At 43.7% G+C, this 26,407-nt stretch carries 30 protein-coding genes and 1 pseudogene; 3 read left to right on the top strand and 28 right to left on the bottom strand.

Translation table 11 applies throughout. The features are described 5' to 3' along the window. Positions 1-195 (top strand): annotated as a pseudogene (locus tag CARFE_RS16320) (IS1634 family transposase); the annotation flags it as partial. Between the two features lie 234 nt (positions 196-429). Continuing rightward, on the top strand, positions 430-753 hold the full coding sequence (locus CARFE_RS15720; protein WP_161625139.1) for a helix-turn-helix domain-containing protein: 324 nt from the start codon (positions 430-432) through the stop codon (positions 751-753). 51 nt (positions 754-804) lie between these two features. On the opposite strand, the gene CARFE_RS0110905 is transcribed toward CARFE_RS15720, so the two are convergent. From CARFE_RS0110905 to CARFE_RS0110775, 27 genes are all read right to left on the bottom strand, one after another. Further along, positions 805-2,025 (bottom strand): aspartate kinase, encoded by a 1,221-nt coding sequence (locus CARFE_RS0110905; RefSeq protein WP_011344801.1) that lies wholly within the window; start codon positions 2,023-2,025, stop codon positions 805-807. Then, positions 2,019-2,933: a homoserine kinase gene (thrB, locus tag CARFE_RS0110900; protein WP_034542070.1), complete on the bottom strand. Its 915-nt coding sequence runs from the start codon at positions 2,931-2,933 to the stop codon at positions 2,019-2,021. Before thrB ends, CARFE_RS0110905 begins: the two co-directional genes overlap by 7 nt. Positions 2,934-2,942: 9 nt before the next feature. Then, positions 2,943-3,992 carry a threonine synthase gene (gene thrC / locus CARFE_RS0110895; RefSeq protein ID WP_028052785.1) on the bottom strand — a complete coding sequence of 350 codons (1,050 nt, stop codon included), beginning with the start codon at positions 3,990-3,992 and terminating at the stop codon, positions 2,943-2,945. Beyond that, positions 3,993-5,285: a homoserine dehydrogenase gene (locus CARFE_RS0110890; protein WP_028052784.1), complete on the bottom strand. Its 1,293-nt coding sequence runs from the start codon at positions 5,283-5,285 to the stop codon at positions 3,993-3,995. Between the two features lie 26 nt (positions 5,286-5,311). Next, positions 5,312-5,752, bottom strand: coding sequence for an ACT domain-containing protein (locus CARFE_RS0110885; protein ID WP_011344805.1), 441 nt, complete (start codon positions 5,750-5,752; stop codon positions 5,312-5,314). 151 nt (positions 5,753-5,903) lie between these two features. After that, positions 5,904-6,278, bottom strand: a complete 375-nt coding sequence (locus CARFE_RS0110880; protein ID WP_028052783.1) for a type II toxin-antitoxin system VapC family toxin — start codon at positions 6,276-6,278, stop codon at positions 5,904-5,906. Beyond that, positions 6,275-6,484 (bottom strand): AbrB/MazE/SpoVT family DNA-binding domain-containing protein, encoded by a 210-nt coding sequence (locus tag CARFE_RS0110875; RefSeq protein ID WP_028052782.1) that lies wholly within the window; start codon positions 6,482-6,484, stop codon positions 6,275-6,277. Before CARFE_RS0110875 ends, CARFE_RS0110880 begins: the two co-directional genes overlap by 4 nt. Positions 6,485-6,591: 107 nt before the next feature. Further along, entirely contained in the window at positions 6,592-8,070 is a 1,479-nt protein-coding gene (gene spoIVA, locus CARFE_RS0110870) for a stage IV sporulation protein A (protein WP_028052781.1), read from the bottom strand. A gap of 108 nt (positions 8,071-8,178) precedes the next feature. Beyond that, on the bottom strand, positions 8,179-9,180 hold the full coding sequence (locus CARFE_RS0110865) for an NAD(P)H-dependent glycerol-3-phosphate dehydrogenase (RefSeq protein WP_210432956.1): 1,002 nt from the start codon (positions 9,178-9,180) through the stop codon (positions 8,179-8,181). Positions 9,181-9,203: 23 nt separating this feature from the next. After that, a complete protein-coding gene (gene plsY / locus CARFE_RS0110860) occupies positions 9,204-9,794 on the bottom strand; it encodes a glycerol-3-phosphate 1-O-acyltransferase PlsY (protein ID WP_028052779.1) in 591 nt (196 codons plus the stop codon). Then, entirely contained in the window at positions 9,791-11,113 is a 1,323-nt protein-coding gene (gene der, locus CARFE_RS0110855; RefSeq protein WP_028052778.1) for a ribosome biogenesis GTPase Der, read from the bottom strand. Before der ends, plsY begins: the two co-directional genes overlap by 4 nt. A gap of 4 nt (positions 11,114-11,117) precedes the next feature. Continuing rightward, positions 11,118-12,413 carry a DUF512 domain-containing protein gene (locus tag CARFE_RS0110850; RefSeq protein WP_028052777.1) on the bottom strand — a complete coding sequence of 432 codons (1,296 nt, stop codon included), beginning with the start codon at positions 12,411-12,413 and terminating at the stop codon, positions 11,118-11,120. 17 nt (positions 12,414-12,430) lie between these two features. Continuing rightward, on the bottom strand, positions 12,431-12,688 hold the full coding sequence (locus CARFE_RS0110845; RefSeq protein ID WP_028052776.1) for a hypothetical protein: 258 nt from the start codon (positions 12,686-12,688) through the stop codon (positions 12,431-12,433). Positions 12,689-12,772: 84 nt separating this feature from the next. Further along, on the bottom strand, positions 12,773-13,237 hold the full coding sequence (locus CARFE_RS0110840; protein ID WP_028052775.1) for a DUF3189 family protein: 465 nt from the start codon (positions 13,235-13,237) through the stop codon (positions 12,773-12,775). Between the two features lie 58 nt (positions 13,238-13,295). After that, the gene (gene spoIIP, locus CARFE_RS15020) at positions 13,296-14,486 is read right to left on the bottom strand and encodes a stage II sporulation protein P (RefSeq protein ID WP_034542068.1); all 1,191 of its coding nucleotides are present in this window, start codon (positions 14,484-14,486) and stop codon (positions 13,296-13,298) included. Then, positions 14,467-15,210, bottom strand: coding sequence for a DUF1614 domain-containing protein (locus tag CARFE_RS15015; protein ID WP_011344816.1), 744 nt, complete (start codon positions 15,208-15,210; stop codon positions 14,467-14,469). Before CARFE_RS15015 ends, spoIIP begins: the two co-directional genes overlap by 20 nt. A 75-nt stretch (positions 15,211-15,285) precedes the next feature. Then, the gene (locus CARFE_RS15010; protein WP_034542066.1) at positions 15,286-17,247 is read right to left on the bottom strand and encodes a bifunctional 4-hydroxy-3-methylbut-2-enyl diphosphate reductase/30S ribosomal protein S1; all 1,962 of its coding nucleotides are present in this window, start codon (positions 17,245-17,247) and stop codon (positions 15,286-15,288) included. A gap of 12 nt (positions 17,248-17,259) precedes the next feature. Then, entirely contained in the window at positions 17,260-17,811 is a 552-nt protein-coding gene (locus tag CARFE_RS0110820) for a lysophospholipid acyltransferase family protein (protein WP_011344818.1), read from the bottom strand. Then, entirely contained in the window at positions 17,812-18,471 is a 660-nt protein-coding gene (gene cmk, locus CARFE_RS0110815; RefSeq protein WP_028052774.1) for a (d)CMP kinase, read from the bottom strand. Positions 18,472-18,475: 4 nt separating this feature from the next. Then, complete coding sequence (aroA, locus tag CARFE_RS0110810) at positions 18,476-19,762, bottom strand: 3-phosphoshikimate 1-carboxyvinyltransferase (protein ID WP_028052773.1); 1,287 nt, start codon at positions 19,760-19,762, stop codon at positions 18,476-18,478. 12 nt (positions 19,763-19,774) lie between these two features. Then, positions 19,775-20,863: a histidinol-phosphate transaminase gene (gene hisC, locus CARFE_RS0110805; protein WP_028052772.1), complete on the bottom strand. Its 1,089-nt coding sequence runs from the start codon at positions 20,861-20,863 to the stop codon at positions 19,775-19,777. A gap of 40 nt (positions 20,864-20,903) precedes the next feature. Further along, positions 20,904-21,707, bottom strand: a complete 804-nt coding sequence (gene aroF / locus CARFE_RS15005) for a 3-deoxy-7-phosphoheptulonate synthase (protein WP_011344822.1) — start codon at positions 21,705-21,707, stop codon at positions 20,904-20,906. Further along, positions 21,707-22,282 carry an anthranilate synthase component II gene (locus tag CARFE_RS0110795; RefSeq protein ID WP_028052771.1) on the bottom strand — a complete coding sequence of 192 codons (576 nt, stop codon included), beginning with the start codon at positions 22,280-22,282 and terminating at the stop codon, positions 21,707-21,709. Before CARFE_RS0110795 ends, aroF begins: the two co-directional genes overlap by 1 nt. 28 nt (positions 22,283-22,310) lie before the next feature. Then, positions 22,311-22,664, bottom strand: a complete 354-nt coding sequence (gene aroH, locus CARFE_RS0110790; RefSeq protein WP_028052770.1) for a chorismate mutase — start codon at positions 22,662-22,664, stop codon at positions 22,311-22,313. A gap of 15 nt (positions 22,665-22,679) precedes the next feature. After that, positions 22,680-23,096, bottom strand: a complete 417-nt coding sequence (locus tag CARFE_RS0110785) for a HutP family protein (protein ID WP_011344825.1) — start codon at positions 23,094-23,096, stop codon at positions 22,680-22,682. Positions 23,097-23,167: 71 nt separating this feature from the next. Continuing rightward, a complete protein-coding gene (locus tag CARFE_RS0110780; protein WP_028052769.1) occupies positions 23,168-24,352 on the bottom strand; it encodes a BaiN/RdsA family NAD(P)/FAD-dependent oxidoreductase in 1,185 nt (394 codons plus the stop codon). A gap of 1 nt (position 24,353) precedes the next feature. Then, complete coding sequence (locus CARFE_RS0110775) at positions 24,354-24,785, bottom strand: hypothetical protein (protein ID WP_011344827.1); 432 nt, start codon at positions 24,783-24,785, stop codon at positions 24,354-24,356. Between the two features lie 119 nt (positions 24,786-24,904). On the opposite strand from CARFE_RS0110775, the gene CARFE_RS0110770 reads away from it, so the two are divergent. Then, entirely contained in the window at positions 24,905-25,405 is a 501-nt protein-coding gene (locus CARFE_RS0110770; RefSeq protein ID WP_028052768.1) for a hypothetical protein, read from the top strand. Here CARFE_RS0110770 and CARFE_RS0110765 read toward each other — a convergent pair. After that, complete coding sequence (locus CARFE_RS0110765) at positions 25,392-26,117, bottom strand: pseudouridine synthase (protein ID WP_011344830.1); 726 nt, start codon at positions 26,115-26,117, stop codon at positions 25,392-25,394. The genes CARFE_RS0110770 and CARFE_RS0110765 overlap by 14 nt on opposite strands. Between the last annotated feature and the right edge of the window lie 290 nt (positions 26,118-26,407).

The following is a 26,407-nucleotide window of genomic DNA, read 5'->3' as shown; positions in this document are numbered from 1 at the left end:
CGGGTAGAAGTAAGTCCCCAAAAGATTCAGGAAGCATTAAATTCTCTTACCTTTACTGAAGTTGAAATAAACGGTCAAAAGCTTCTAATCAAAATGCGGCCTACTGAGGTAGCCAATAAGATTTTAAGAGTTTTAAGGATAGCACCACCGAAGAACATAATGCCCCTGGAAGATGCAAAAGAGTTCACCTGGTAGGTGTGTAGGTACAATTTGCGCATCTTCAGGGATAAAAATGCCCATTTTTCAAGGGTTCCAGGATTTTAACTGACAAAGTCGGGAAAAGAATATAAAAATAAATTGGACATTATGTCCATTTATTGCCAAAGAAAAGCACTTACGTTAAAATATTTAAAAAATAAATTTTTTTAATTTATAATATTTTTGCATCAAATAAAAATTTTAATGAAAAGAGATGCCGGGTTGATGATTATGAGCGGTATAAACAAGATAAAAAAACTTCGGGAAGAAAGGAAAATGAGCAGGAAAGAACTAGCGGATAAGCTTCAGATTTCCTACTGGGCTTTAAGTAAATATGAAAATAACGAACGCACCCCTGATATTACCCTTTTACGGAAAATTGCTCAAGAATTTGGAGTAAGTATTGAATACCTTGCAGGACTTTCCGACGAAAACCTTCTCCTTTCAACTTCCCCAGTAATCCAAAAAATCCTTCAACTTCCACCTGAAGCTTTAAACGAAATCGATCTTTTTGTTGATTTTTTAAATTATAAATATAAGTTAAAAGCAAAATAAACCCAAAAAAAGCACTGCAATTTAGGCGCAGTGCTTTTTGTAGCTTTTAAATTATACCCCATTACCGAGTTCAAATTTTTTATGGATGGCATTTACCGCTCTTTCCACCGCATCTTCCGCAATAATGCAGGAAACCTTTATTTCGGAAGTGCTGATCATCTGAATATTGATATTTTCTTCATAAAGGGCTTCAAACATCTTAGCTGCTACCCCGGGATAGGTAACCATACCAGCACCAACAATCGACACCTTGGCCACCTTTTCATCATAAGTATAACCTCTGGCGGAAAGCTTTTTGACCACATCTTCCAAAATTTCGACAGTTTTTGCCAGGTCATTTTTTCCTATGGTAAAAGATATATCGTTTTGTCCTTCTTCTTTTCCTGCACTCTGGATAATCATGTCAACGTTAATGTTATGGGCGGCCAATTCGGAAAACAAGCGATACGCCACCCCGGGCTGATCGGGAACACCAAAAACCCCGATTTTAACCACATTTTTATCATGGGCAACTCCCGTTACAACACCCTTTTTCTCCAAATCTCTTTCCTCCTTTAAAACCGTACCTTCGTTATAATTAAAGCTTGACCTTACATGGACTTCAACTTTATAATTCCGGGCAAAATCGACCGAGCGGGGTTGCAAAACCACCGCCCCTAAACTTGCCAGTTCTAACATTTCCTCGTAGGATATCTCTTTAATTTTCCGGGCATCGGGCACGATCCGGGGATCTGCCGTATAAACCCCGTCCACGTCGGTATAAATCTCGCAAATATCGGCCTTCAAGGCCGCCGCCAGCGCCACCGCCGTGGTGTCGCTTCCTCCACGGCCGAGGGTGGTAATATCGCCCTCTCGATTTACTCCCTGAAAGCCGGCCACCACAGCTACCTTACCGGAATTTAAACAAGCGATAACCCTTTCCGGTTTAATTTCGGTAATCCGCGCTTTGGTGTGTACTTCATCGGTATAAATACCGGCCTGCAACCCGGTAAAAGACCGGGCGGGTACCCCCAGTTCGTGTAAAGCCATAGCTAAGAGAGCAACGGAAACCTGTTCCCCCGTAGATAAAAGCATATCGATTTCCCGGGCCGGAGGGTTTGGACTTATTTCTCCCATAAGATCTAAAAGTTCATCGGTGGTATCCCCCATAGCAGAAACCACCACCGCCACCCGGTGCCCTGCCCGATAGTATTCGGCAACCCTTCGCGCCACATTTTTTATTCTTTCAGGATTAGCCACGGAACTGCCGCCGTATTTCTGAACTACTAACAATCTCCTTCCCCCTTGTAATTTATTAAATCAATAGCTCCCCGCTCTTCCGGACGGGTATAGATAATTTCAGCTTCCACATTAAATTTTAAAAATGCTTCTTTTATTGCTCTTCCTACCGCCTCACCCTCTTTAGCTAAAGCAATTACCGTAGGCCCGCTTCCGCTTAAAGCTACTCCGTAAGCTCCCGCTTTCTTAGCTTCCTCTACTACCTGATAAAAGCCTGGTATCAGTTGACTGCGGTAGGGTTGATGCAAATAATCTTCCATACCTATTTGTAAATATTCATACTTTTTTAAGCAAAAAGCAGCAATTAAAAAGGAAACCCGATTAACATTTAGCACCGCCCGGGAAAAGGGAATTTCCGCCGGCAGTATCTGCCGGGAATCGGCGGTTTTTAACTGAAACTTGGGTATAGCAACCACTACCTCTACCTCGGGAACGGGAAGTTTCAGGTATTTTACCTTATCCCGGTCGAACCCGGAAACCACCACACCCCCGAGAAGAGCCGGTGCTACATTATCGGGATGTCCTTCTAACTCGGTAGCCAGGCGTAAAAGCTCATCCTTCGGCAGCGGATTTCCCAGGTAAGCGTTCGCTGCTACCAGACCACCAACAATAGCAGCAGCACTGCTGCCAAGCCCCCGGGCTAACGGTACGCGATTTTTCAGGGTTAACTTTAAGTTTCGGGGCGTCTTTCCTAACCTCTCAAATATTTTAGTTATAGCAACGTAAACAAGATTATTTTTATCCCTGGAAATTAACTCAGCCCCATCCCCAAAAACTTCTATTTCCAGTTCCTTTGTCGATGGCCCAAGGCTTACTTCATTGTAAAAGGAAAGAGCCATCCCCACCGCATCAAAGCCAGGACCTAAATTTGCCGAAGTTGCTGGAATAAGTACGCAAACCATAATTACACCTTATAAGATAATTTTTAAAACTTCGTTATAATCCGGTTCCACCACTGCCGGCTGATTGGCATTTTGTTTTAAAGCATTGTCCGGGTCCTTTAACCCGTGACCGGTTAAAACCAAGACCACCACATCGTCCTGGTTAAACTCGTGCTCCCGGCGGTATTTTAACAATCCCGCCACGCTGGCCGCCGAAGCTGGCTCGGCCATAAGACCTTCTTTTCTTGCCAAAAGCCGGTAAGCTTCGATAATTTCTTCATCGGTTACATAAGAAATTTTTCCTCCCGATTCATTGGCCGCCGCCACCGCTCCCTGCCAGCTTGCCGGATTGCCTATTCTAATGGCAGTAGCTATTGTCTCGGGATTGGGAATCGGCTCCCCCTTAACAATGGCCGCCGCACCTTCCGCTTCAAACCCCATCATTTTAGGAAGTTTTTTAGTTTTACCAAAGTCATAATACTGTTTAAATCCCCGCCAGTATGCGGTAATATTGCCGGCATTACCCACAGGAATAAATAAGTAGTCCGGCGCATCCCCCAAAACGTCGCAAATTTCAAAGGCTGCTGTTTTCTGGCCTTCAATTCGGTAGGGATTTATCGAATTAACTATAGCTATTGGATGATTTTTCCCAATTTCCCGCACCAATTTTAAGGCTTCATCAAAATTTCCTTTAATGGCAATTACTTTTGCTCCGTAAAATAACGCCTGGGCTAACTTCCCCAAAGCGATATTTCCTTCGGGTATCAAAACCACACACTTTAAACCCGCTTTGGCCGCATAGGCCGCCGCTGCCGCCGAGGTATTGCCGGTGGAGGCACAAATTACCGCCCGGGCTCCCTCTTCCAAGGCTTTGGCAACCGCCACCACCATTCCCCGGTCTTTAAAAGAGCCGGTTGGGTTTGCTCCTTCAAATTTCAGATAAACCCTGGCCCCTACCCTTTGGGAAAGATAAGGTGCGTAAATTAACGGCGTATTACCTTCGTTTAAAGTTAACAGGGGAGTTTTTTCGGTAACTGGCAAATACTCCCGGTAAGCTTTAATTACTCCTTCCCAGCGCATTTAAAAATCCCCCTCAGCTCTTATTACGTTGGCAATTTCTCGCACCGTAGACATCCCTTTTAAGATGGAAACCGCATCTCTGATATGCCGCTCTTTTACCCGGTGGGTCATAACCACCAGCTCTGCTAAATCTTCGATAGAGCGTTTTTGAATAACCGAAGCTATGCTAACCCCCTGGTTACCAAACACCTGGGCAACCGAAGCCAAAACCCCGGGTTTATCTTCCACCACAAGTCTAATATAATACTTGGTGCTAATTTCCCCGATAGGTTTTACCGGCTTTTCCAGGTAACAGGTACACCCAATTCGTCCGGTATCGTGGTGGCTAATATTTTTTACCGCCTCAATGATATCCCCCACCACAGCACTGGCAGTAGGGAACTCTCCCGCTCCTCGGCCGTAAAACATCAGAGGTCCCACCGCATCCCCTTCCACAAAAATGGCGTTAAAAACATCATTAACCGCCGCTAAAGGATGGCTCTGGGGAATAATGGTAGGATGTACCCTTACCTCAATCCCTTCCTCATCTTCTTTGGCAATCCCCAGCAATTTTATAACTCCACCCAGCTCCCGGGCGTACTGAATGTCAATGGGAGTAATCCGGGTAATCCCTTCGGCATACACATCTTTAAAAGTCACCCGGGAGTTAAACGCTATGGAGGCTAAGATGGCAAGCTTTCTTGCCGCATCAAACCCTTCCACATCGGAAGTTGGGTCCGCTTCGGCATAGCCTTTTTCCTGAGCTTCTTTTAGCACCTCTTCATAGGGAGCACCGTATAATGACATTTTGGTAAGCATATAATTGGTAGTTCCGTTGATGATTCCGATAACTTCTTTAAAATTGTTTCCCGCAAGGCTTTCCTTTAAGGTTCTAATAATGGGGATTCCCCCGGCCACACTGGCCTCAAATAAAAAGTCTACTCCCTGTTCTTCATGCGTGGCAAAAAGCTCCCGGCCATGTTCGGCAACCATGTCTTTATTCGCGGTTATTACACTTTTGCCGTTTCGCATTGCCTGTAAAACGTAATCCAGAGCCGGTTTAATCCCGCCCATCACTTCTACCACAATTTTTATTTCCGGATCATCAATTACCTCCCGGGGGTTTTCGGTAAATAAATTTGAAAGCTCGGGGTAAGTTTTTTGATACTTTTCGAGATTTCTTACCAAAACCCTGGCAATTTCCACTTCTACGCCCAAGGTGTTATAAATTTTTTCCCGGTGGGAGTTTAAAACTTTATAAACTCCCCGGCCCACCGTACCAAAACCCAGAAGTCCAATTTTGACCGCTGCCATTTCCTCTCCCCCTTGTTTTTTTGTTTTTAACTCTGGCCTACTAACTCCACTTTGCTTACTCCATCCATTTGGCTTAACGCCTCTAAAAGCTCCTCTATACTCACCTTCATTTCTTCGGTTTCTATGCTGATGGTTACATTGGCAATTCCTCCCAAGGGCAGGTTTTGATTGATTGTTAAAACGTTACCCTGGTACTGGGCGATAAAGTTCAAAACTTTAGATAGAACCCCGGCCCGGTGTTCCAAGTTTAACGCCAAAGTAATAATTTTCCCCGAAGCTTTATGGTAAAAGGGAAAAACCCCGTCTTTATACTTATAAAAAGCGCTCCGGGAAATCCCCACCTTTTCCACCGCCTCATTGACCGTAAGCTCCGGCCTTTTGCTAAGTAACTCCTTGACCTCGGCGGTTTTCCGGATGGCTTCCGGAAGAATGTCCACAGCCACCAGTAAAAATTTGGTCTTTTTCATTTTCCTACCCCTCTATGTCCTTGTAGGGTGGATTTTTATCCGTAATTGGTAGACATTATAACATTGTTTTCCCTGTTTGACAAGATGTTTTGGTAAATTTACGCATAAAAAAACAACCTGCTTTAAATTAAAGCAAGTTGTTACCCTTTCGCTAATTTTTTGGGATAAATATCACTCCTGGCAAATCTTTAAAATGTTGGTCGCTGGTAACCACCTGGTAATTATAGGCAGATCCGGTTGCCAAAACAATAGCATCCGCCATAGGCAAGCCAAAGCGCAGAGCTATCTCAGCAGCCCCCAGAGCCAGGCTGATATCAAAAGGAACTACTTTTGTCTGCTGCATCTGTGCTGAAACCAATAAAGCCTTTTCTTTTCCCTGCTCTCTCCAAATCTTCTTTGTCACTTCATAAATTACAATCGTTGGTGTAATTATCTCTTCAGGTTTATTAAAATAAGGAGCATAATCTTCGGCCAGCGGACCGTCTGCTAAAAATTCAAGCCACCCGCATGAGTCTATAAGGATCAAAGCCGCTCCTCCTCATCCCGTTCTATATTTGTATCCATCCCTCGTAAATAACCGCGTAGCTCATTGAGAGGGCGACTTGGAATCAATCTAATACTCCCGTTTTCTACAAGAACGTGCAGCCGTTGTCCCTTCTTAATTCCCAGGGACTTACGTACCTCAGCCGGAAGAACAATTTGGTACTTACTGGAAACCACCACTTCCGCCATCAAACTTTACCTCCTTTTACAAATATTTATCGTTAATATTAATGTATAACATAAAAATAAAACCGTCAATGTAAAAAACCCGCTCCCTTTAAAGAGCGGGTTTTTCATTAAATTATGATGCAAATTAAACCGCCGCCGCCGTCGTTGACAATCCGCTGCAGGGTTTCCTGCAGTTTGACCTGGGCATTTTCCGGCATCCGGTGGAGCTTGTTTTGAATACCTTCCCGGACTAAGTCGTGGAGGGACTTACCGAAAATTTCCGACTCCCAGATTTTCTTGGGATTTTCCTCAAACTCTTTTAGCATATACTGCACCAGCTCTTCGCACTGCTTTTCGGTGCCGATAATCGGTGTAATCTCGGTGGTAATATCCGCCCGGATGATATGCATGGACGGAGCACTGGCCCGAAGTCTTACGCCAAAGCGGTTACCCTGGCGGATTAATTCCGGCTCCTCTAAGTTCATTTCTTCCAGCCGTGGAGTGACTACCCCGTAGCCGGTTTCCTTTACTTCTTTTAGGGCTATAGCAACTTTATCGTATTCCTTCTTGGCATAGCTTAATTCTTTCATAAGCCGCAGCAGCTCGTGCTCGCCTCTTATGGCATAGCCGGATACTTCCTCCAAAACCCGGTAGAATAAACCTTCTTTGGCGGCAACTTTAATGCTTGCCTGCCCGGTACCCATATCAAGGTTTTCTAATTCAACGTTATCCACATACTCGTTTTCGGAAAGTCTGGCCACAGCGTTGTTGATGTCTTTTACTTTTTTCACATTTTTTAAAGCTTCATGCACCGCTGACGTAAACTTTTCTTTTAACCAGTGGGTTGCATCTAACTCTTCAATCCACTGCGGCAGGTTAAAGTTGACATCCACCAGCGGAAATTCATATAAGAGATTCTCTAAAAGGGCGTTTAAGTCATTTATGCCAATTTCCGCAACATCAACCGGCACTACCGTAACGTCGTACTTTTGCTCCAATTCTTCTGCCAAAGCTTTAGTTTCCGGAGCATTGGGGTGGGTTGAGTTTAAAACTATAATAAACGGCTTTTCTAACTGCTTTAGCTCCTCTACCACCCGTTCTTCCGCCGCGAGATAATTTTCCCGGGGGATATCGGTAATAGAACCATCGGTAGTTACCAGAAACGCCATAGTAGAGTGATCGGTAATCACTTTCCGCGTTCCGATCTCCGCCGCTTCCGCGAAGGGAATTTCTTCATCAAACCAGGGGGTTAAAACCATCCGCGGACCGTCTTCTTCCTCATAGCCCAAAGCTCCCAAAACCGGATAACCTACCACATCCACCAAGCGAACATTAGCTTTTACACTGCTGTTGATATTAATTTCGATAGCTTCGTTGGGAATGAATTTTGGTTCGGTGGTCATAATCGTTCTTCCGGCACCGCTCTGGGGCAGCTCATCCTTGGCCCTTTCCCGGTCGTAAACGTTTTTAATGTTGGGTAAAATTAAAAGTTCCATGAATTTTTTAATTAAGGTAGATTTCCCCGTCCGAACCGGACCAACTGCGCTAATATATATATTGCCAGAAGTTCTTTGGGCAATATCCCGAAATAAATCCACCCTTTCCATTACGCTACCTCCTTCGCCCTGTATATTTAAATCTTATTGAGGACAAGATAGGTTTTATTAATATCCTCGCTAAAATATATTGGGGCGAAGGAAGTTTTATTACTATTTTTAAAAATTTAATTCTTCTTTTTTAGCTCGCGTCATTAAACCAAAAAGTCCTTCTCGAGGGGACAGACCGGCAAACAGCACCTTATATAACGCCTCGGTAATTGGCATCTCCACTTCTAACCGTTGGGCTAACTGATATGCCGCCCGGGTTGTTCTAATCCCTTCCACCACCATATTTATTTCTTTCTGGGTTTCTTCAAGGGATTTGCCTTCCCCGATTAAAATCCCGGCCTTGTAATTCCTACTGTGCCGGCTGCCCGCAGTCACAAAAAGGTCCCCCAAACCGGATAAACCCATAAACGTTTCCTTTTTGGCTCCAAGCTTAATTCCCAGGCGGGTAATTTCAATAAGTCCCCTGGTCACCAAAGCTGCACGGGTATTATCTCCAAGACCCAGTCCGGTACAAATTCCAGAAGCAATGGCGATAATATTTTTTAAACTTCCGCCCAATTCCACTCCCGTTAAATCATCGTTGGTATAAACGCGGAAGTATTCGGTAGAAAAAAGATCCTGTACTTCCTGAAGTTTTTCCGGAGAATACCCGGAAACTACAATCGCCGTCGGAATTCCCCGCCCGACTTCTTCGGCGTGGCTGGGACCGGATAAAATCGTATAGTTGTCGCGGTATTCCGGTAACACTTCGGTAAACACCGCAGACATTCTTAAAAGGCTTCCTTCTTCAATCCCTTTGGCAGTATTGACAAGAATCTGCTCAGGTTTAAAATACGGTTTTATTTTTTGTAAAAGGTCTCGAAACGCCTGGGAAGGTACCGCCGCGACAAGAAAATTAGCATCTTTAAGTGCAAATTCTAAGTCAGCGGTAGCAATTAGTTCGTGAGAAATTTTTACCCCTGGAAGATATCTTTTATTTTCCCGCTCACTGTTTATTTCTTCAATTACCGCCGAATCCCGTCCCCAGAGCACCGTATTTACGCCTTTTTGGGCTAAAAGATTGGAAAGGGCCGTCCCCCAGCTTCCGGCCCCCAGCACAGCAACTTTAATACTACCCATGGCATCTTCACCCGTTAGCCATTTTTCCTGGTACCAATTTTATTTTCGGTACCGGATAGTAACCTCTTAATATTATCCCGGTGTCGGTAAAAAATCATTACCGCAAGAAAGATTCCCAAATAAATGTAAGACCAATCTAATCCAAATAAAAGCATAATTAGTGGAATTGATAATCCACAAACAATTGAGCCCAGGGAAACGTAACGGCTAATAAGCATCACCGTAAGCCAAATAAAAAAAACCACAACCGTAACTTTAATGGAGGTCATAATTAAAACCCCAAAAGTAGTAGCAACAATCTTGCCCCCATGAAACTTTAAAAAAATTGAGTAAGCATGGCCAATTACAACAAAAAACGATGCTACCAGAGCCCCCCGTTCACCGGCTAAAAGGGACCCGATATAAACCGCCAACATCCCTTTACCCACATCGCCAATAGCGGTTATAGCTCCAGGATAAGGGCCGAGGTTCCGGTAAACATTGGTAGCACCAATATTGCCGCTCCCTTTTTTAGTTATATCGACACCCCAGAGATATTTTGAGGTAAGATAACCAAAGGGTACCGAACCTAAAATATAGGCCAGTAAAGCAGCTAAAATAATCAAGTAGTTCTCCCCCGCTCCCGTAAAACAAACTTAAGTGTGGTACCTTCAAAACCGAAATTTTGTCTAAAGACATTTTCCAGGTATCGCAAATAAGAAAAATGCATGAGCTCCGCATCATTAACAAACAAAGCAAAAGTTGGGGGCTTCGTCTCAATCTGGGTAGCATAGTAAATTTTCAGCGGTCTTCCCCGATCTGCCGGCGGTGGATTTAAAACCACCGCCTCCCGGAGTACTTGATTTAAAATACTTGTAGCCACCCGCTTTTGGTGTTCAAATGAAACTCTATCTACAAGCTCCATTAATTTGTTCAATCGTTGACCGGTTTTGGCCGAAACAAAAATTACCGGTGCATATTTTAAAAATCCCAATTCAAAATAAATATGTTCTTTGTATCTATCGGCAGTTTTGGCATCCTTTTCAATCAAATCCCACTTATTTACAACTATAATAACTCCCCGACCGTATTCGTGAATAAGTCCGGCAATTTTTTTATCCTGTTCCGTTACCCCCTCTTCGGCGGATATTACCAAAAGCGCTACATCGGCTCGCCGGATGGCTTTTATCGAACGGTTAACGCTGTACCTTTCCAAATCTTCCTCAATCCTGCTTTTCCGCCGCATGCCCGCCGTATCTATTAACAAATACGGCTTACCCTGATACCACATTGGAGTATCTATGGCATCCCGGGTAGTTCCGGGAATGTCCGACACTACCACCCGCTCTTCGCCTAAAAGGGCATTTACCAAGGAAGACTTACCAACATTGGGTCTACCCACTACCGCAATTTTTACCACCGGGTTCTCGTCTTCATAATCTTCGGGAAAATTTAGTTTTGAAATAACGAGGTCCAGAAGGTCTCCAACGTTTGTACCGTTGGCAGCAGAAATAGGAAAGGGCTCCCCTAAACCCAAACGGTATAAGTCGTAAAAGTTTGCAGGAGGATTTAAATAATCATCTACTTTGTTGGCTACTAAAATCACCGGCTTATCCGATTTTCTGAGGTTTTTGGCAACAGCTTCATCGGTAGAGGTAATGCCTTCACGGCTGTCACAGACAAATAAAATTAAATCCGCCTCATTAATGGCTTTTTCTATCTGCTCCCGCACTTTGGTAGTGATAAGGTCTTCGGAAAACTCCAGGCCGCCTGTGTCTATTAAATCGAAAACCTTTCCCTGCCACTCCGCTTCACTGTACAATCTATCCCGGGTAACACCCGGGGTATCTTCCACAATAGCAATTCTTTCGCCGATAATCCGGTTAAACAAGGTGGATTTGCCTACATTTGGTCTACCAACTATTGCTACCACCGGTTTTCGCATCTTTTCACCTCCCAAACTGCTTAATTACCGCTAATAGCTCCTGAGGCGTTAAAACCGGATATACGGGCATTTTAAGTTTTAAGGCTACTTCATCAACGGTTAAATCGTCTAAAAACCGGTTATCTCCTTCTTTTACCATTATATCCGGAATTACAAGATAATCAAAGCTCTTAGGTTCAACTTCCCGCAAAATATCGTGCCCGGTTAAAAGTCCTGCTACCGTAACCTCCGGCCCAAATAAGCCGTTTTCCAGAGGAAGTAAAGTAATGTTTAATCCCGGAATATCGTTTAAACGCTCCACCAAAGGCGCTAAAATCTTCCCACCTAAAATTCCGGTTATAAGTCCAACCTTCTGCGGTATTACTTTTTCCGGTAATCTTTTTAATACCCGCTTCATCTTATCAACAAAATCCCTGACGATTCCCACTCCATTTTCGTACTGGGGAAATCCTTCGTAAAATTCCCGGCCGGGTATCTTTTTCTCCGCCAAAAGAAAAAACTCATCGGAAGGATAAATTAGCCTTGTTCCCAGTTCTTTTTTTAACCTGCGTCCGTATTTCAGGGCAAGATCAACTACAGCGATAGCTTCTTCTTTAGAAAAACGGCGCAATTTTTTATTTTTCCGAAAGCGGGTTAATCCCACCGGTACTAAAGCAATCGATTGAACCGCAGGAAAAAGTTTTACTAAATCGTTTATGCTCTTTTCCAAAACTTCCCCATCATTAATACCGGGAACCAAAACCAACTGCAGATGAAAAGCTATACCGTTTTGCGAGAAAAACTCTAATTTTTCTAAAATATCTCCGGCTTTCTTATTTCCTAAAAGCAGGCCTCGAATCTTAGGATCTGTGGCATGGACCGAAATATAAAGTGGAGACAACCGTTCTTTAATTATCCGCTGAAAATCAGCATCGGTTAAATTGGTTAAGGTGATATAGTTTCCGTGGAGGAATGACAAGCGATAGTCGTCATCCCTAACATAAAGGCTTTCCCGCATCCCGGGCGGCAACTGGCGCACAAAACAAAAAAGGCAGTGGTTTTCACACTCGCGAATCCCATCAAAAACCGAACTTTCAAAGATAAGGCCCAAATCTTCAAGCCCGGAATTTTTAACTTTAATTTTCCGAATTTTACCGTTTTTTTCTTTAATTTTTAAAGTATAACTTTTCTTTAAAGTTAAAGTCTTGTACTGAATATAATCCAAAAGTTTTTGACCGTTTATTTCCAAAAGCTCGTCTCCGGGATTGATACCGAATTTATAAGCCAGGCTTTCGGGTATTACTTCTGCAATCTTGACCATAAAAAACCCCTGCTTCTTTAAATGTTTTCTTTCAAATTATCTTTTAACCGGTTTATTTCTGTCAAGATAATTTTAATAATATCGTCTCGCTTTTTTTTCCGAAAGCCCCAAAGATTAAAACGCCAGTAAAAAAGCTCTAATTGCGTAAAATAAGGATTTAAGTCCAAGGTCAATACCTGATTTTTTTTAGCGATTAGTTCTATAAAATTATCAACGATGGTTTTTAAAAGACTATCTTCAAAGGTCGAAACGGCCAAAACTTCAATTTCAAACAACTCTCCAAGTTTATACAAAACATTTCGTTTTAAATCCTGCGAGCTTTTAAAAAAAAATTTCCAATCTCCTTTAAAACTAAAGTGCTACGACAAAGTATTATTAGCATCGAAACTCCCCTTAATTTTTTTTACTTCTGCGGTAAATTTAACATAAGCTTTACGCGTACCCCAGAGAACCAGAGGTCTTCCAATAAAAACCAACTTTAACCGTCTTGAAAGAAATCCGCCCAATTTCATCGGAAAATTTACATGGTTAACGGCATTTACCACCTTAATCATTTCCCCAAACTTTGCCGCAAGGTAGTTTAAAACCGGTTCCACTACCAAATTTAGCGATCTTCGCCCCAGTACGTACACCTCATTACCGAATTCATCCTGACCGCAATAAAAAAAAGAACCGTGTTCTTCCTTCTCCTGTTTTTCGTATAGGGGCATCTCCATAATTTCTTTATTATCCGGTATGCGCTCCATCGGCAAATGGCCCAAATGGATTGCCGCCATTATTACCGAAGAATGGGCACCACCGTAGCAGTGGTAAATTATTTTCATCTTCTCTCCCCTTTAACCGGAACGGGATGGAGAGGGGCTCCCTCCATCCCGCCTTTTCTTATTTTGTTTCCTCATCCTTTTGTTCTTCCTTTTTGCCTTCTTTCCGCCGGGGTAACATACTGCTTGTTACCTCCCGGGAAATAAAACTCCCAAGCCGCTCTTTGGCCCCACTTATACTTCCGGCACTTATGAGTAAGAAAGCACCACCTAAGATTAAAGCAGCTATAAGGACGATAAAAAAGTTTCGCCATGCTCCGGGAGATTTGGCTACGTCGCTTCGCATTCCCTGAGCTGTACCCTGGGTTCCGGGTATTGAAGTAGCCACTCCCAGGACTTTAGGTATAGCATCGGCAAATAACTGGACCCCTTTTTCCGCTTCATACCGTTTGTTGGTGTGAGTTCCTACTTCAATTAAAAGAGCGGTAGGCATTAAATCCTGATTGTAGTTGCCCTTACCTATATAGATACCTTTAATTAAACCTGGATGGGTTTTATCAACGTAAGCTTTCATCTTCCGGGCAAAATCCAGATTCGCAGCCATTTGCGGATTTTGCCGGCCCACCACCAAACGGATTTTGGTTACCTTTTGCCCCTGAATATTTTTCTCGTAAAAATCCGGGTCGGGTACAGCATCCCGGTGAACGTCTAAAATTGCTATCGGCCGTTTTTTCATTAAACGCACCGCCGTCCGCCGGGAACGGTGGTAAGCGTTGGCATCGTGGGGATCATGGGGAGTTCGATCGTAAGCTACCTTTATTCCCATCCTGCTGAGCTTATCGGCTAAGGCTGCACCAACCTTGTAAATGCCACCCCGGGCCGGAATATTTGCCTTTCCATCGGAGGGCTGATAAGCTTCATCGCTATGGGTATGGTACATGGCCACAATACCTTTTTTCTTTGGCATAGCACCGGCAGGTAACACAACCCGCTCAAAATATTCTTTATAACCCAGCAAAATTTGGTCTTCTCCCAGATACTGGGCGTAAGCCCTTTCATGGTCCACCCGGGTTATCTTGTAATGCCGGTCATCTTCCGTGATAATTTCATCCCCTATAGCTACCTTTCGGGCCATTTTATCTAAAACCCGACCGTTTTCATCATAAATGGTAATGTAAAAATTACCACTGTGTTCCGCAAGCTCACTATTTAGTTCGGAAGTAAAATACCTTTCTCCGTAAACCGGTAGAGGGAATAGAAGTATCAGTAAAATTACCAGCAGGGGTAGAAAATTAATTGTTCTTATTTTCATTTTCCTTCGCCTCCCCGGTGATTCCTAAACTACTGGTAAGCTCCGGTTCAGGATTTTTTAACCCTTCTAAAAGCTTTTGGTCCCTCTTTTCCGTAGCAGGTCCACCTTGAAGCCTTTCCCTGGTTTCCCCCACCACTTCCGCCAAAATTACCGCTAAAATCCCTGCCACCACGATTCCGTCAAACACCCCACCGCCACCAAGATCTACTCTTCCCGGCGTATTAGTAGTTATGAGATAAAAAAGATGGAACAAATCGTTTAGAATTAAGCCCACCGTTGCGGCTATAAAAGCTCCCCGCCGCGACCGGCCCGCTATATATCCCACCACTGCCGCCACAATTGGGGCAACATATAAGGGGTCTATGATTTCAAAGCGCCCCGCCGGCTCCACATTTCCCCGCATTAAAACTGCCGTTACAAAGTAAACCGCAACTGCCGCCACCACCGAACCTATTAAAGCCCGCACCCATTCTTTGGTGGAACCCGCTTTGTAAAGTAAGTACCCGGCTATGACCAACGGAACAATTCCGCCCCCTAAATTTAAGGAGAAGGTTATCCGTCCGCGTAATAAGGTTAAGTCAAGAAAACTTCCGACTATCATTAAACCAATTAACACCAGTGCTTCCCGGTCGGTAAGCTTCATCCTGTCTAATACCCGGTGCATAAGTCCAAAAAAGATTAAGGCAACTAAAATTACCAGTAAAATGGTTCCCAGAGAAAACATCCTGCTTCTCACTCCCTCTTAAATTGCAAAATAAAAAGGCTAACTCATTAATAGAGTTAGCCCCAGTGCCGGTTTTTATACATCCTTTAATTTTCCTCTTAAAATTTCCCCCAGGCTAAAGGTCAAGTTTTCTTCCTCCGCAAGTTCTTTTTGGTATTGCTCTTTTTCTTTTTCCCGTAAAGCCTCTTTCTGGGAAAGGGTCATCTTCTTTTCCAGCGGCTTTAAGGTTAAAATTTTTACCTCCATTTTCTGTCCAACCTGATATTTTTTCATTAAAGGCTCGTTTTCGGCCTCGGTTTCCCGGGCCGGAAGATAGCCTTCAATACCCGGGAAAAGCTCCAAGATTAATCCGTGGCGTAAAATCTTAACTACCGTCCCTTCTAAAACCGCACCTTCTTTTAATTCATCGGGGATTTTTTGCCAGGGATCGGGAGTTAGCTGCTTTAGCCCCAGGTTTACTTTCAGGTTGTGACGGTCTACTTCTAAAACTACCACTTCCAGTTCCTGTCCCACCTGTAAGTGTTCTTCCGGCCGGACATTGCGCTGCCAGCTGATATCCTGCGCCCGCAGTAACCCCTCAAAACCTCCGAGGTCAACGAAAGCTCCAAAAGGCATGATTTTGGTAACCTTTCCTTTAACTTTGCTCCCTTCTTTTAGCGTGGCAATTTTTTCTTTTTTGGTTTTTATTTCCTGCTCTTTTAAGTAACTTTTCCGGTCCAAAACTACCCGCCTTTTGGCTAAATCCACTTCAATGACATAAGCGGTTATTTCTTCCCCCTTTAAAACTTCTAAATCTTCCACATAATTTAAAGCTATTAAAGAAGCCGGTAAAAAGGCTCTAACTCCAATATCAACCAAAACTCCACCTTTAACCACTTCCACAATTTTACCGGTAACCGGTACTTTATTTTTTTGCCATTCTAAAAGTTTTTCTTCTGCTAATATCTCTAAGGCTTTTTTGCGGGATAAGATTATCTTTCCTTCCTCATCTTCTTTTAAAACCAAAACGGGAAACTCATCCCCTTCCTTTACCGCATCCCGGGCCCGCTCGATACGGTACCAGGTAATTTCCTCTAAAGGAATTACCCCTTCCCCTTTGGTTCCAATATCTACTAATACTTCCTTTTCCAAAACCTTTACCACTTTTCCCCTAACAATTTCCCCTTCTTTGACCGGTTTTATCTCCAAAAGAGCTTGTTCCATTGACGCCATCTGCTCCACTTTTTTTCTAACCTCCTCGATAATCCAGGCCGGAGTAGATGCTCCGGCAGTTATCCCAACTTTTGCTTTACCGGCAAACCACTCCGGCTTTATTTCCGAAGCTTCTTCTATCAGATAAGTTGGAGTATTGGTGGCGGCACAAATTTGGGCCAGCTTTTTGGTATTGGCACTGTTTTTACCGCCAACTACCAACATCACTTCCACTTCCGTAGCCAGCTTGCGACTTTCTTCCTGGCGGGTTCGGGTAGCGTGACAAATGGTATTAAACGGTCTCACCTCTCCGCCTTTTTTCTTTATCACCTCAACTACCTGCCAAAAATTTTCGCTTTTTTGGGTAGTTTGGGCTATTACCGCAATTTTAGGATAAAAAGGTAACCGGGCGGCTTCCTCGGGATTTTCCACCACCAGAGCTTTGTAGCCACTCCAGCCTACTATTCCCTGCACTTCGGGATGTTTTTTATCTCCGACCACCACCACCTGATAACCTTCATCGGTAAGTTTTTGAGCTAAAATTTGGGCTTTTTTGACAAAAGGACAGGTAGCATCCTCCACCACGTAACCTCTATCAACTATTTCCTGTAGCTTTTCCGGAGTGGTACCATGGGAACGAATTATAATGGTTTTGCCGTTTCCCTCTTCAATTTCCTCGATGGGAATTATTCCCGCTTTTTTTAATCTCTCCACTTCCTGAGGGTTATGAATTAACGGACCCAGAGAATAAACCGGATTGTTATTCTCGGCAGCCTTTTGCGCCGTTTCTATAGCTCTTTTAACCCCAAAACAAAAACCGGCATTTTGCGCAACTATGATTTCCATCCAAAACGCTCCTTACAAAAGTTCTTTTACTTTTTCCCGTAAAAACCTGGCCCCTTTCTCCAATTCGTTTTTATCATATGGAAGCTCGTTAATTATTTTCCCAATCACAACCTTGCAGCGTTTAAATCCGCGGGTATTTTTCAGGCCTACCGGTAAGATCGGCACGGAAGCTTTTAAAGCTAAAGCCGCTGCCCCTTCGTGAAACTCTCCCAGAGTTTTTAGCCGGGTTCCTTCGGGAAAGATCCCCACCACTTTACCCTCTTTTAAGTACTTTAAAGCCGTTTTTACTGCGGTTAAATCCACTTCATTTCTTTTAACCGGAAAAGCCCCCAGCTTTTTTAAAAGCAGGCCAAAGCCCGGAATATCGAACAGCTCTTTTTTCGCCATAAAATACACCTGATGGGGCAAAGCACAGCCAATCGCCACCGGATCAAAGTAGCTTTCATGATTGGCAACAACCAAGTAAGGCCCGGATTTCGGAACATTTTCCAGTCCTTCAACTTTCATCCCTTTAAAAATTATCATAAACCAGCGGGCAACCATACGGGCAAACCTATAAAACATCTATTGTTTCCTCCCGATTATCTCTAAAAGTTTTGCCACCACTTCTTCAATTTTAAGTCCTGTAGTATCCACTAAAATTGCATCTTCCGCCTTTCTTAACGGCGAAATTTCCCGGGTAGTATCTAACTCATCCCGCTTTAGCACTTCCCGGAAAACCTCTTCATAACTTACCTCATACCCCTTGGCCAGAAGTTCACGGTGGCGCCGCCGGGCCCGCTCCTCGGCCGAAGCGGTTAAAAAGATTTTTACTTCCGCCTCGGGCATCACCACGGTACCGATATCCCGCCCATCGGCTACCACATCACCTTTGGCGATAATTTTCCTCTGAAGTTCCGTTAAATACTCCCGCACTTCGGGCAGGGCCGAAACTTTGGCCACTAACTCGGAAACTTGAGGAGTCCGGATGAGTTCCGTTACATCTCTTTCATTTAAAAGAATTTTCTGGCCCTCATCTCCGGGAATAATTTTTATATCTGTCTTTTCCAGTAGCCTCTTAATCCCGTTTTCATCTTCCAAAGAAAGGTTGTTTTCCAAAAATAACACCGTAACTGCCCGGTACATAGCTCCCGTATCCAAATAGGTAAAGCCAAGCTTTTTGGCCAAGATTCTGGCTACCGTACTTTTCCCTGCTCCTGCCGGTCCATCTATAGCAATGCGCATTGGATTACGCTCCTTCGGTTAATTTTGTCAACTGTTGAAAAAACTCGGGATAAGAAATGGCAACGGCATCCGCATTTAAGATTTCTGTAGTCCCTGCGGCAGTTAACCCCAAAACCGCCAGGCTCATGGCAATCCGGTGGTCATGGTGGGAATCAACAGTTGTTCCCAGAATTTTATTGCCACCGCTAATAATAAAGCCATCGGGAAGCTCTTTAACCGCTACACCCATTTTGCTAAACTCGGAAACAATGCTTTTAATCCGGTCCGACTCCTTCACTCTTAACTCCTCGGCTCCCCGTACCTTGCTTTCGCCGTAAGCTAAAGCCATAGCCACCGCTAAAATCGGAAATTCATCAATCATGGCCGGAACAATTTCCGGAGGGACCTCAACAGCTTTTAAAGGAGAGTATTTAACTTCTAAATCCCCTACGGGCTCACCGCTATTTTCATGAAAATTCAGGATTTGAATATTTGCCCCCATTTCTTTTAAAACCGTTAAAAGACCGGTTCGGGTGGGATTTAAACCTACATTTTTAATAATTAAATGACTGTCGGGAACAATTAAAGCCGCCACAATAAAAAAGGAAGCGGTCGAAAAATCTCCGGGAACAACCACCTTCTGCCCTGAAAGTTTCTGTCCGCCGGAAATTTCTACTCTAAGTCCTTCCCTTTTTATTTTTGCCCCAAAACCAACCAGCATTCTTTCGGTATGGTCCCGGGACAATTGCGGCTCGGTGACCGAAGTATTACCCTCGGCCCGAAGTCCTGCCAGAAGTAACGCCGATTTCACCTGGGCGCTGGCTTTTTTTAAGATAAAATCCTGCCCCCGAAGTTTTCCTCCCTTTATCGCAAAAGGCGCATAATCTCCCTGGCCCCGCGCCAACACCCTGGCTCCCATTTGCGTTAAAGGCTCTAAGACCCGCTTCATCGGACGGCGCCGCAGGGAAGCATCTCCGGTAAAAACCGAAACAAAAGGAAAAGTAGCCGCAACCCCGGATAAAAGCCTTAGCGTGGTTCCGGAATTCTGGGCATCAAGAATATCCTGCGGTTCGGAAAAGTTTTGTGCCGTACCAAAAACTCTGACAAAAGTTTCTCTGCGCTCAATTCTAACTCCATACTTTTCTAAGCAATTTAAAGTGGCCAGAGTATCCTGAGCGACCAAAAAGTTTTCGATTTCCGTTATTCCTTCCGCTAACGCTCCTAAAATTAATGCCCGGTGGGAAATGGATTTATCCCCTGGCACCGTTACCTGGCCTTTTAAACCTTTTCTGGCAGCAGTTATTTTTTTCATACCAAAACCCCTTTACAAAATTTCCAGCACCATTTTTAATTCATTGATAAAGCGCGCGTTTTGGGCAGGTGTACCCACCGTTACTCTAATCCAATCGTCCATCCCAAAAATGTCCCCGGAACGGACAATTACCCCCCGTTTTAATAACTCCCGAAATACTAATGCTGAAGGTTTTCCGGTTTTAATCATTAAAAAATTGGCCGCCGAAGGAATGTAGGAAAGCCCCATCCGAATTATCTCCTGATAGAGAAACTTTTTCCCCTCATCGGTATTTTTGACTACTTCCCTTACATACTCCTCGTCATCTAAAGCAGCTACAGCAGCCATCTGCGCTAAAAAGTTTACGTTAAAAGGCGGACGCAAGCTATTAATTGCCTTGGCTAAATTCTCAGGAGCAAAACCGTAACCGACCCTGAGACCGGCCAGGCCATAAGCTTTGGAAAAGGTCCTTAACACCACCGTATTGGGCCGTTTTTTAAAAAAATTTAAGCCATCGGGATAATCGTTAAAAAGCCGGGCAAACTCAAAGTAGGCTTCATCTAAAACCACAACTACTTCCTCCGGTACTCTTTCCAAAAATTCCTCCAGCTCACCTTTCGTTATATAAGTACCGGTAGGGTTGTTGGGATTGCAGAGATAAACAAGCCTGGTTTTTTCATTTACCGCCTCTGCCATTGTTTTTAAATCCAGCCGGTGTTCTTTTAAGGGAATTTCCCGGGCAATTCCGTTCATCATTGTAACCACCGGTTCATACCGGGGAAAGCTCGGCACCGGCATTACCGCTTCATCCCCCGGGTCAATTAAGGCCATCGCTAAAAACATTACTAACTCGTCGGACCCATTCCCCAGGATAATGTTATCCGGTGTAACTCCGTATTTTGCCGCAATCTTTTCTTTCAAACGAAAAGCCCCGCCGTCGGGATAATAATTTACCTTATCCACCGCTTCTTTAATGGCTGCGGCAACTTTGGGAGAAATGCCCCAGAGGTTTTCATTGGAAGCAAGTTTATCAATATTGGTTATCCCGAGCTCCCGTTCAACCTCTTCTACCGGCTTTCCCGGCACGTAAGGTTTTAAGTTTTCCAAAGCTTTACGAACCATCCTACCGCTCCCCCTTTTATATTTTAAAAAAAGCCAAAAGCTAAGCGCTTTGGCTGATAAACCTTTTAACCATCGTCATTAAATTTTGAAACTCATTATAGTCCAGGGATTGCTGGCCATCGGATAGAGCTTTTACCGGTTCGGGATGGACCTCAACCATTATTCCGTCAGCTCCGGCGGCAAGTGCTCCCAGAGCCACCCTACCTACCAGCTCCCTGCGTCCGGTAGCATGGGATGGGTCAGCAATAACCGGAAGGTGGGTTAAATCAAGAGCAGCCACCATGCCCGCCAGGTCAAAAGTGTTTCGGGTGTAATCCTCAAAAGTTCTAATTCCCCGCTCGCATAAAATTACCTGTTCGTTGCCCGCCGCAACAATGTATTCTGCCGCCAATAACCATTCCTTTAAAGTTGCTGCTAAACCCCGTTTTAATAATACGGGTTTATTAATAAGACCAACTTCTTTAAGCAGGGTAAAATTCTGCATATTGCGGCTGCCAATCTGCAAAATATCGGCATATTGCGCTACTATTTCCACATCCCGCGGGTCTAAAACTTCGGTAACCACGGGCATACCGGTTATTTCCCGGGCTCTGGCTAAAATTTTCAGCCCCTCTTCCCCCAGTCCGGCAAAAGTATAGGGAGAAGTCCGGGGCTTAAAAGCACCGCCTCTTAAAATCTGCACTCCCGCCTCTTTTAAAAATAACGCTTCTTTAAGATACTCCTCTTCACCTTCTACCGCACAGGGGCCGGCAATAATTACCGGCTTGCCGCTGCCAATTTCTATATTCGAAACTTTAACAATTGTTTTTTCTGGTTTGGATTTGCGGCTAACTTTAAGCTCCATTATTCCACTCCCTTGCGGTAAACCTCTAAAAAGTTGTTTAATAGAAGAAGACCATACTCGGTTAGAATTGCCTCTGGATGAAACTGTACCCCTTCAACGGGATAATCTTTATGCCTTAAACCCATAATTTCACCTTCAGCAGTTTTGGCCGAAACAATCAGCTCCGTTTCATCCGGCAACTCAACGATAAGCGAATGATACCTGGTAGCTAAAAAGGGAGAAGGAATCCCCTTGAAAATCGTTTTACCATCATGGTAAATGGGGGATGTTTTTCCGTGCATTGGCCGGGCAGCCCTTACCACTTTTCCCCCAAATACCTGCCCTATCGCCTGATGCCCAAGGCAAACCCCCAAAATAGGATACCGGTAAAGATTTTTAATAACCTCCAGGCTAATCCCGGCCTCATTGGGCGTACAGGGACCGGGAGAAATAACAATATAGTCGGGATTTAAGGCCCTGATCTCTTCGACGGTAATCTTATCGTTGCGGTATACCGTAACCGCTTCTCCAAGCATTTGAAAGTATTGAACAAGATTATAGGTAAAGGAGTCGTAGTTGTCAATCAGTAACAGCAACCTGTAAAACCCCTTCTTTAACCTCAATTTAAGCTAAGTCTTCACGTAATTTTGCTGCTCCTTTTAAATATACATGCTTAACATTCTCATCAGCCCCTAAATCAACAAAAAGCAAAACCCTTATAACCCTCGGCATCCCGCCTATCACATCTGGCTCTTGCGCTGACATTAAGGGAATCCCTTTTAAACCCAATTCCCGAGCAATTTTAGCCGGATAAGCGGAAACAATATCCCTGGTCTGGGTAAATAATACCGCCACTACCCTGTTAATTGTTAGGTTGTTTTCCTTAAAAATAGTCTCCAACAGCTCCCGGGTAGCTTTTGCTACTTCTTCGGGCTGGTCTCTTTCAATCGTTATCGCACCCCGGATGCCTTTTAACAAAAACACCCCTCCTTATCAGGGAACTGCCCGGTGACCAAGGCCAACCCCCACTTCATCTAAGTGCAACAAACCAACACCAAAAAATACCGCCACCGCAACGTGGTCCTGAAAACGCGCAATACCTATTTTACCACCTACATTTAACCCTAACGCCTTGGTCATTAACTGCGATATAGCTTCCCGGGTAGCACCGGCAACCGCCCCTTCATCGGCGTGGGTTTCTTTGATAACCCCTTCCCGTTTAGCAGCAACCACCGCCCGCTCAACAATTTTATTAACAGCGGAGATAAAATCCCCACCGTAATCAACCGCGGCTGCCCGGATATTTTCTTCGGCAAGCTTTATTTTTAACTCCTTTTCTTCTTCCCGCGTCTCGGTTAAAGCCATCATTAAGGCTGCTTTGGCAGCCTTTTTACTGCCGACATTTGGCATATTACCAGTTCCTCCTTACATAACTTTCAAAAACAATTATACACGTAAAAACCGTTTAAACCAATTCATTTTTAACTTTTTCCTGCTAAATATCCGGTAGAAAAAGCCATCTGGAGGTTAAAACCTCCTGTTTCCCCGTGACAGTCAATAATTTCCCCGGCTAGATAAAGACCTTTTATTATTTTAGACTCCATGGTGGAAGGATTTATTTCCTTAACATCTACTCCTCCGGCGGTAACGTAGGCCATCTCTAACGGCATTGTCCCGGTAAGGTTAAAAAAGGTTCCTTTTAAAGTTTGGGAAACTTTCGTAACTACCTTAGGAGAAAGGGAGTGAACCACCGCTTTCGGATTTTGCCCGTAATAATTAAGCAGCCACTCCCGAAGCTTTTCGGGAAGTTTGCCGGGAAGAGCATTTTTAAGGGTTTTATTTCCATTGGAAATAATTTTTTCTTTTAACTCATCCACAGAATATTCCGGGAAAAAATCAATTTTTATCTTGGCTTCGGAAAAATTTAACGGTAGATAACAGCTTAAATTTAACACCGTAGGGCCCGAGAGGCCAAAGTGGGTAAAAAGCAAGGGGCCTCTTCTGGCTTTAAGTTTTTTCCCCGAAGAAAACAATGCTAAATTCACATCCATTACCGTTATCCCGCTTAACTCTGCGACTTTTTCCGCAAGCTTTAACGGAACCAGGGCAGGTCTTGGGGAAATAATGTTATGTCCCAATTTACTTAAAAGCTCAAAGCCATCTCCGGAGCTTCCGGTTTGGGGAAAAGAAGCCCCGCCGGTAGCAACTATGACTTTAGCAGCGTAATATAGCCCATCTTTCGTTCTAACACCTAAAACCTGTCCATCGTTAACCAGGATATCTTTTACCTTTTGCTTATATAAAATCTCCACGCCTTTTTTCCTTAATAATTTTTCCAGTAACTTTACAACATCCTTTGCTTTATCGGAAGCAGGAAAAACCTTTTTCTCTTCTACCTTTAATTTAAGTCCATTTTTAATAAAAAAAGCCATTAAATCTTCATTGGTAAAAGTAAATAAAGCCTTTTTGAGAAATTTTCCATTGTGGTAGTACTCGTAAAAGTTATTTATTGGTGTTATATTGGTAATGTTTCCCCGACCGTTTCCCGTAAGGCAGAGTTTTTTACCGAGTGAATCGGTCTTTTCGATTAATAAAACCTGTCCTGAGGCAGATAAAGCCGCCATCATCCCGGCGGCTCCCCCTCCAATTACTATTGTCCTTTTCATCTTACTTCCCCAAATACTTTTTTTCAATAAATTCTCTTAAACGATTTATCTCTTCAACCAAACGGAAAATCATTTTCTCGGCCTCACCTTTGCTTAAAACCAGTTCCTGCGGTTCAAAAATTTCAATTTTTTTAAACTCCTCGGTGGCCACAAAGCGAATTAAATCTTCCAGGCTATCGGCTTTTAAAGTTACCAAAACCGGCGCATAGGAAACCTCCGCATTGGTGAGTTCATCGAATACGGTATAAATGTCAATGCTTATGTCAATATCTTCGACGGTAATCCCTTGAAAAGGAAGATTTCTTAGTTTAGCCACCTGACTTTCCCGAAGTTCTTCCGCCATTTTATCGGAGCTTTTCCCACCAAACAGAAATTTTGTTTTGCCGCTTGCTTTATAATCAAATCTTACCCTGGCAAGAATTTCGTTCTTCATCCTTTTCCCTCCTTGCCATTTGGTATTCGCTTTTTTCCTGAAAAATCCTGCCGGGATTTTTACATTATCCTCTGGTAATTTGACAAAAGCTATAAAAAAGTCGTTTAAGGAGGGATACCGTGAAAGAAGTTATTATTGCTTATTTTAAATCCCTGGAACAAACCGAACGGGCCATTGATTTCCTTAATAATGCTCGCCTTGCCAACTCCTGTGTTTCCCTTATCTGCCCGATAAACCCGTATACTGCACAAAAATTTAATGAAGAATATGCCATCGAGCTCACCGGTACCAGAGAAGTGGGGATGCTTCATGATTTTCATGGTCAGTTAGTCGAAATGCCGTTAGCTGAAGTTCCCGGTGTCGGCAAAGTTGCCTTGGCCGGCCCACTTTCCGATGATATTGCTAAAAAGGGGCTATTTAAAGCTCTTTTGCCTTTAGGATTTACCGAAAGCAAGGTAAGAAAAATAAAAAAAGCCTTAAAAAATAACGAAGTGGTAGTAATAATCGAAACCGAAAAAGAAAAAGTAAACGAAGCGGCCAATATCTTAGCCGACTTTGGCGGAAGACATGTGGAAAAATGGAATCCTCACACCGAAAGGGCCTCAATCACCCACGGTTAGAATTGACCAGACGCTTTAGTTTTAAAACCTCCGCGGGAGTTAAATAGCGAAAACTACCTTTTTTCAGGCCATATCCGGTTAAAAAGGCGATGCGCGTACGGATTAATTTTAAAACCGGGTGGCCAATTTTTTTAAACATCCTCCGTACCTGGCGCTTGCGCCCCTCGTGAATAGTAATTTCAATCCAGCTGTTTTTCCCTTCAGGTTTTTTAAAATTTACTTTGGCAGGAGCGGTATAGCCATCTTCCAGGAGTACGCCCCGTTCTAACTCTTTTAGTTTCGCCCGGTTGGGAGTACCCCGGACTAAAGCCAGGTAAGTTTTGGGAACCTGGTGTTTAGGATGGGTAAGAGCCATCGCCAAATCGCCGTCATTCGTCAAAATGAGAAGCCCTTCGGTATTCATATCAAGCCTTCCCACCGGAAAGACCCGTTCCTTTACCTTACCCGCCAGTAACGATAAAACCGTGGGGCGGCCAAAAGGGTCGTCCACGGTTGTGATATAACCCGCTGGTTTATACATTAAAATATACACGAGTTTTTCCGGCTTAACAATTCGCCCGTCAACCTCCACCACGTCCCTATCACTTACTTTAAATCCCAGCTCCTTTACCACTTTGCCGTTTACCTTTACCCGGCCTGCTAAAATGAGCTGCTCGGCATCCCGGCGGGCTGCAACTCCAGCCCGGGCTAAATATTTTTGTAACCTTTCCATATTATCACCTTATTATCACCTTTTTTTCCATAGGCTTTTGCAAAACCAGAAAGCCTCAAAAGAATTGAATTACAAGAGATAAAAAATTTTTATCACTCCTGATTTTTATAGGAGATTGCCTCCGCTTTATTGAATTATTTTATTTGTTTTGGTAAACAACACAAAAACAATAAAGCAGGAGGCAAAAATTATGAACGGTCGTCAGCTGCTTTTTAATTTTATCGAAATTTTTACCTCAACTCACAAAGTTAATTTCTATACTAAAGTCTTTGATGCGCTTGACCTGTCTG

Source organism: Carboxydothermus ferrireducens DSM 11255, assembly GCF_000427565.1.
Taxonomy (GTDB): domain Bacteria; phylum Bacillota; class Z-2901; order Carboxydothermales; family Carboxydothermaceae; genus Carboxydothermus; species Carboxydothermus hydrogenoformans.
The sequence above is the reverse complement of the archived record's forward strand: the minus strand, read 5'-3'. Positions and strand labels throughout refer to the sequence as shown.

Bases quoted from the DNA above. Each gene is read 5' to 3' on its own strand.
- CARFE_RS15720 (WP_161625139.1), top strand. From the start codon at position 430: ATGAGCGGTATAAACAAGATAAAAAAACTTCGGGAAGAAAGGAAAATG.
- thrB (WP_034542070.1), bottom strand. From the start codon at position 2,933: ATGGTTTGCGTACTTATTCCAGCAACTTCGGCAAATTTAGGTCCTGGC.
- thrC (WP_028052785.1), bottom strand. From the start codon at position 3,992: ATGCGCTGGGAAGGAGTAATTAAAGCTTACCGGGAGTATTTGCCAGTT.
- CARFE_RS0110890 (WP_028052784.1), bottom strand. From the start codon at position 5,285: ATGGCAGCGGTCAAAATTGGACTTCTGGGTTTTGGTACGGTGGGCCGG.
- CARFE_RS0110885 (WP_011344805.1), bottom strand. From the start codon at position 5,752: ATGAAAAAGACCAAATTTTTACTGGTGGCTGTGGACATTCTTCCGGAA.
- CARFE_RS0110875 (WP_028052782.1), bottom strand. From the start codon at position 6,484: ATGGCGGAAGTGGTGGTTTCCAGTAAGTACCAAATTGTTCTTCCGGCT.
- spoIVA (WP_028052781.1), bottom strand. From the start codon at position 8,070: ATGGAAAGGGTGGATTTATTTCGGGATATTGCCCAAAGAACTTCTGGC.
- der (WP_028052778.1), bottom strand. From the start codon at position 11,113: ATGCGAAAACCGGTGGTAGCAATAGTTGGTAGACCAAATGTAGGCAAA.
- CARFE_RS0110850 (WP_028052777.1), bottom strand. From the start codon at position 12,413: ATGGTCAAGATTGCAGAAGTAATACCCGAAAGCCTGGCTTATAAATTC.
- CARFE_RS0110840 (WP_028052775.1), bottom strand. From the start codon at position 13,237: ATGAAAATAATTTACCACTGCTACGGTGGTGCCCATTCTTCGGTAATA.
- spoIIP (WP_034542068.1), bottom strand. From the start codon at position 14,486: ATGAAAATAAGAACAATTAATTTTCTACCCCTGCTGGTAATTTTACTG.
- CARFE_RS15015 (WP_011344816.1), bottom strand. From the start codon at position 15,210: ATGTTTTCTCTGGGAACCATTTTACTGGTAATTTTAGTTGCCTTAATC.
- CARFE_RS15010 (WP_034542066.1), bottom strand. From the start codon at position 17,247: ATGGAAATCATAGTTGCGCAAAATGCCGGTTTTTGTTTTGGGGTTAAA.
- CARFE_RS0110820 (WP_011344818.1), bottom strand. From the start codon at position 17,811: ATGTTTTATAGGTTTGCCCGTATGGTTGCCCGCTGGTTTATGATAATT.
- cmk (WP_028052774.1), bottom strand. From the start codon at position 18,471: ATGCGCATTGCTATAGATGGACCGGCAGGAGCAGGGAAAAGTACGGTA.
- aroA (WP_028052773.1), bottom strand. From the start codon at position 19,762: ATGAAAAAAATAACTGCTGCCAGAAAAGGTTTAAAAGGCCAGGTAACG.
- hisC (WP_028052772.1), bottom strand. From the start codon at position 20,863: ATGGTTCGTAAAGCTTTGGAAAACTTAAAACCTTACGTGCCGGGAAAG.
- aroF (WP_011344822.1), bottom strand. From the start codon at position 21,707: ATGGAGCTTAAAGTTAGCCGCAAATCCAAACCAGAAAAAACAATTGTT.
- CARFE_RS0110785 (WP_011344825.1), bottom strand. From the start codon at position 23,096: ATGCCAAATGTCGGCAGTAAAAAGGCTGCCAAAGCAGCCTTAATGATG.
- CARFE_RS0110780 (WP_028052769.1), bottom strand. From the start codon at position 24,352: ATGAAAAGGACAATAGTAATTGGAGGGGGAGCCGCCGGGATGATGGCG.
- CARFE_RS0110775 (WP_011344827.1), bottom strand. From the start codon at position 24,785: ATGAAGAACGAAATTCTTGCCAGGGTAAGATTTGATTATAAAGCAAGC.
- CARFE_RS0110765 (WP_011344830.1), bottom strand. From the start codon at position 26,117: ATGGAAAGGTTACAAAAATATTTAGCCCGGGCTGGAGTTGCAGCCCGC.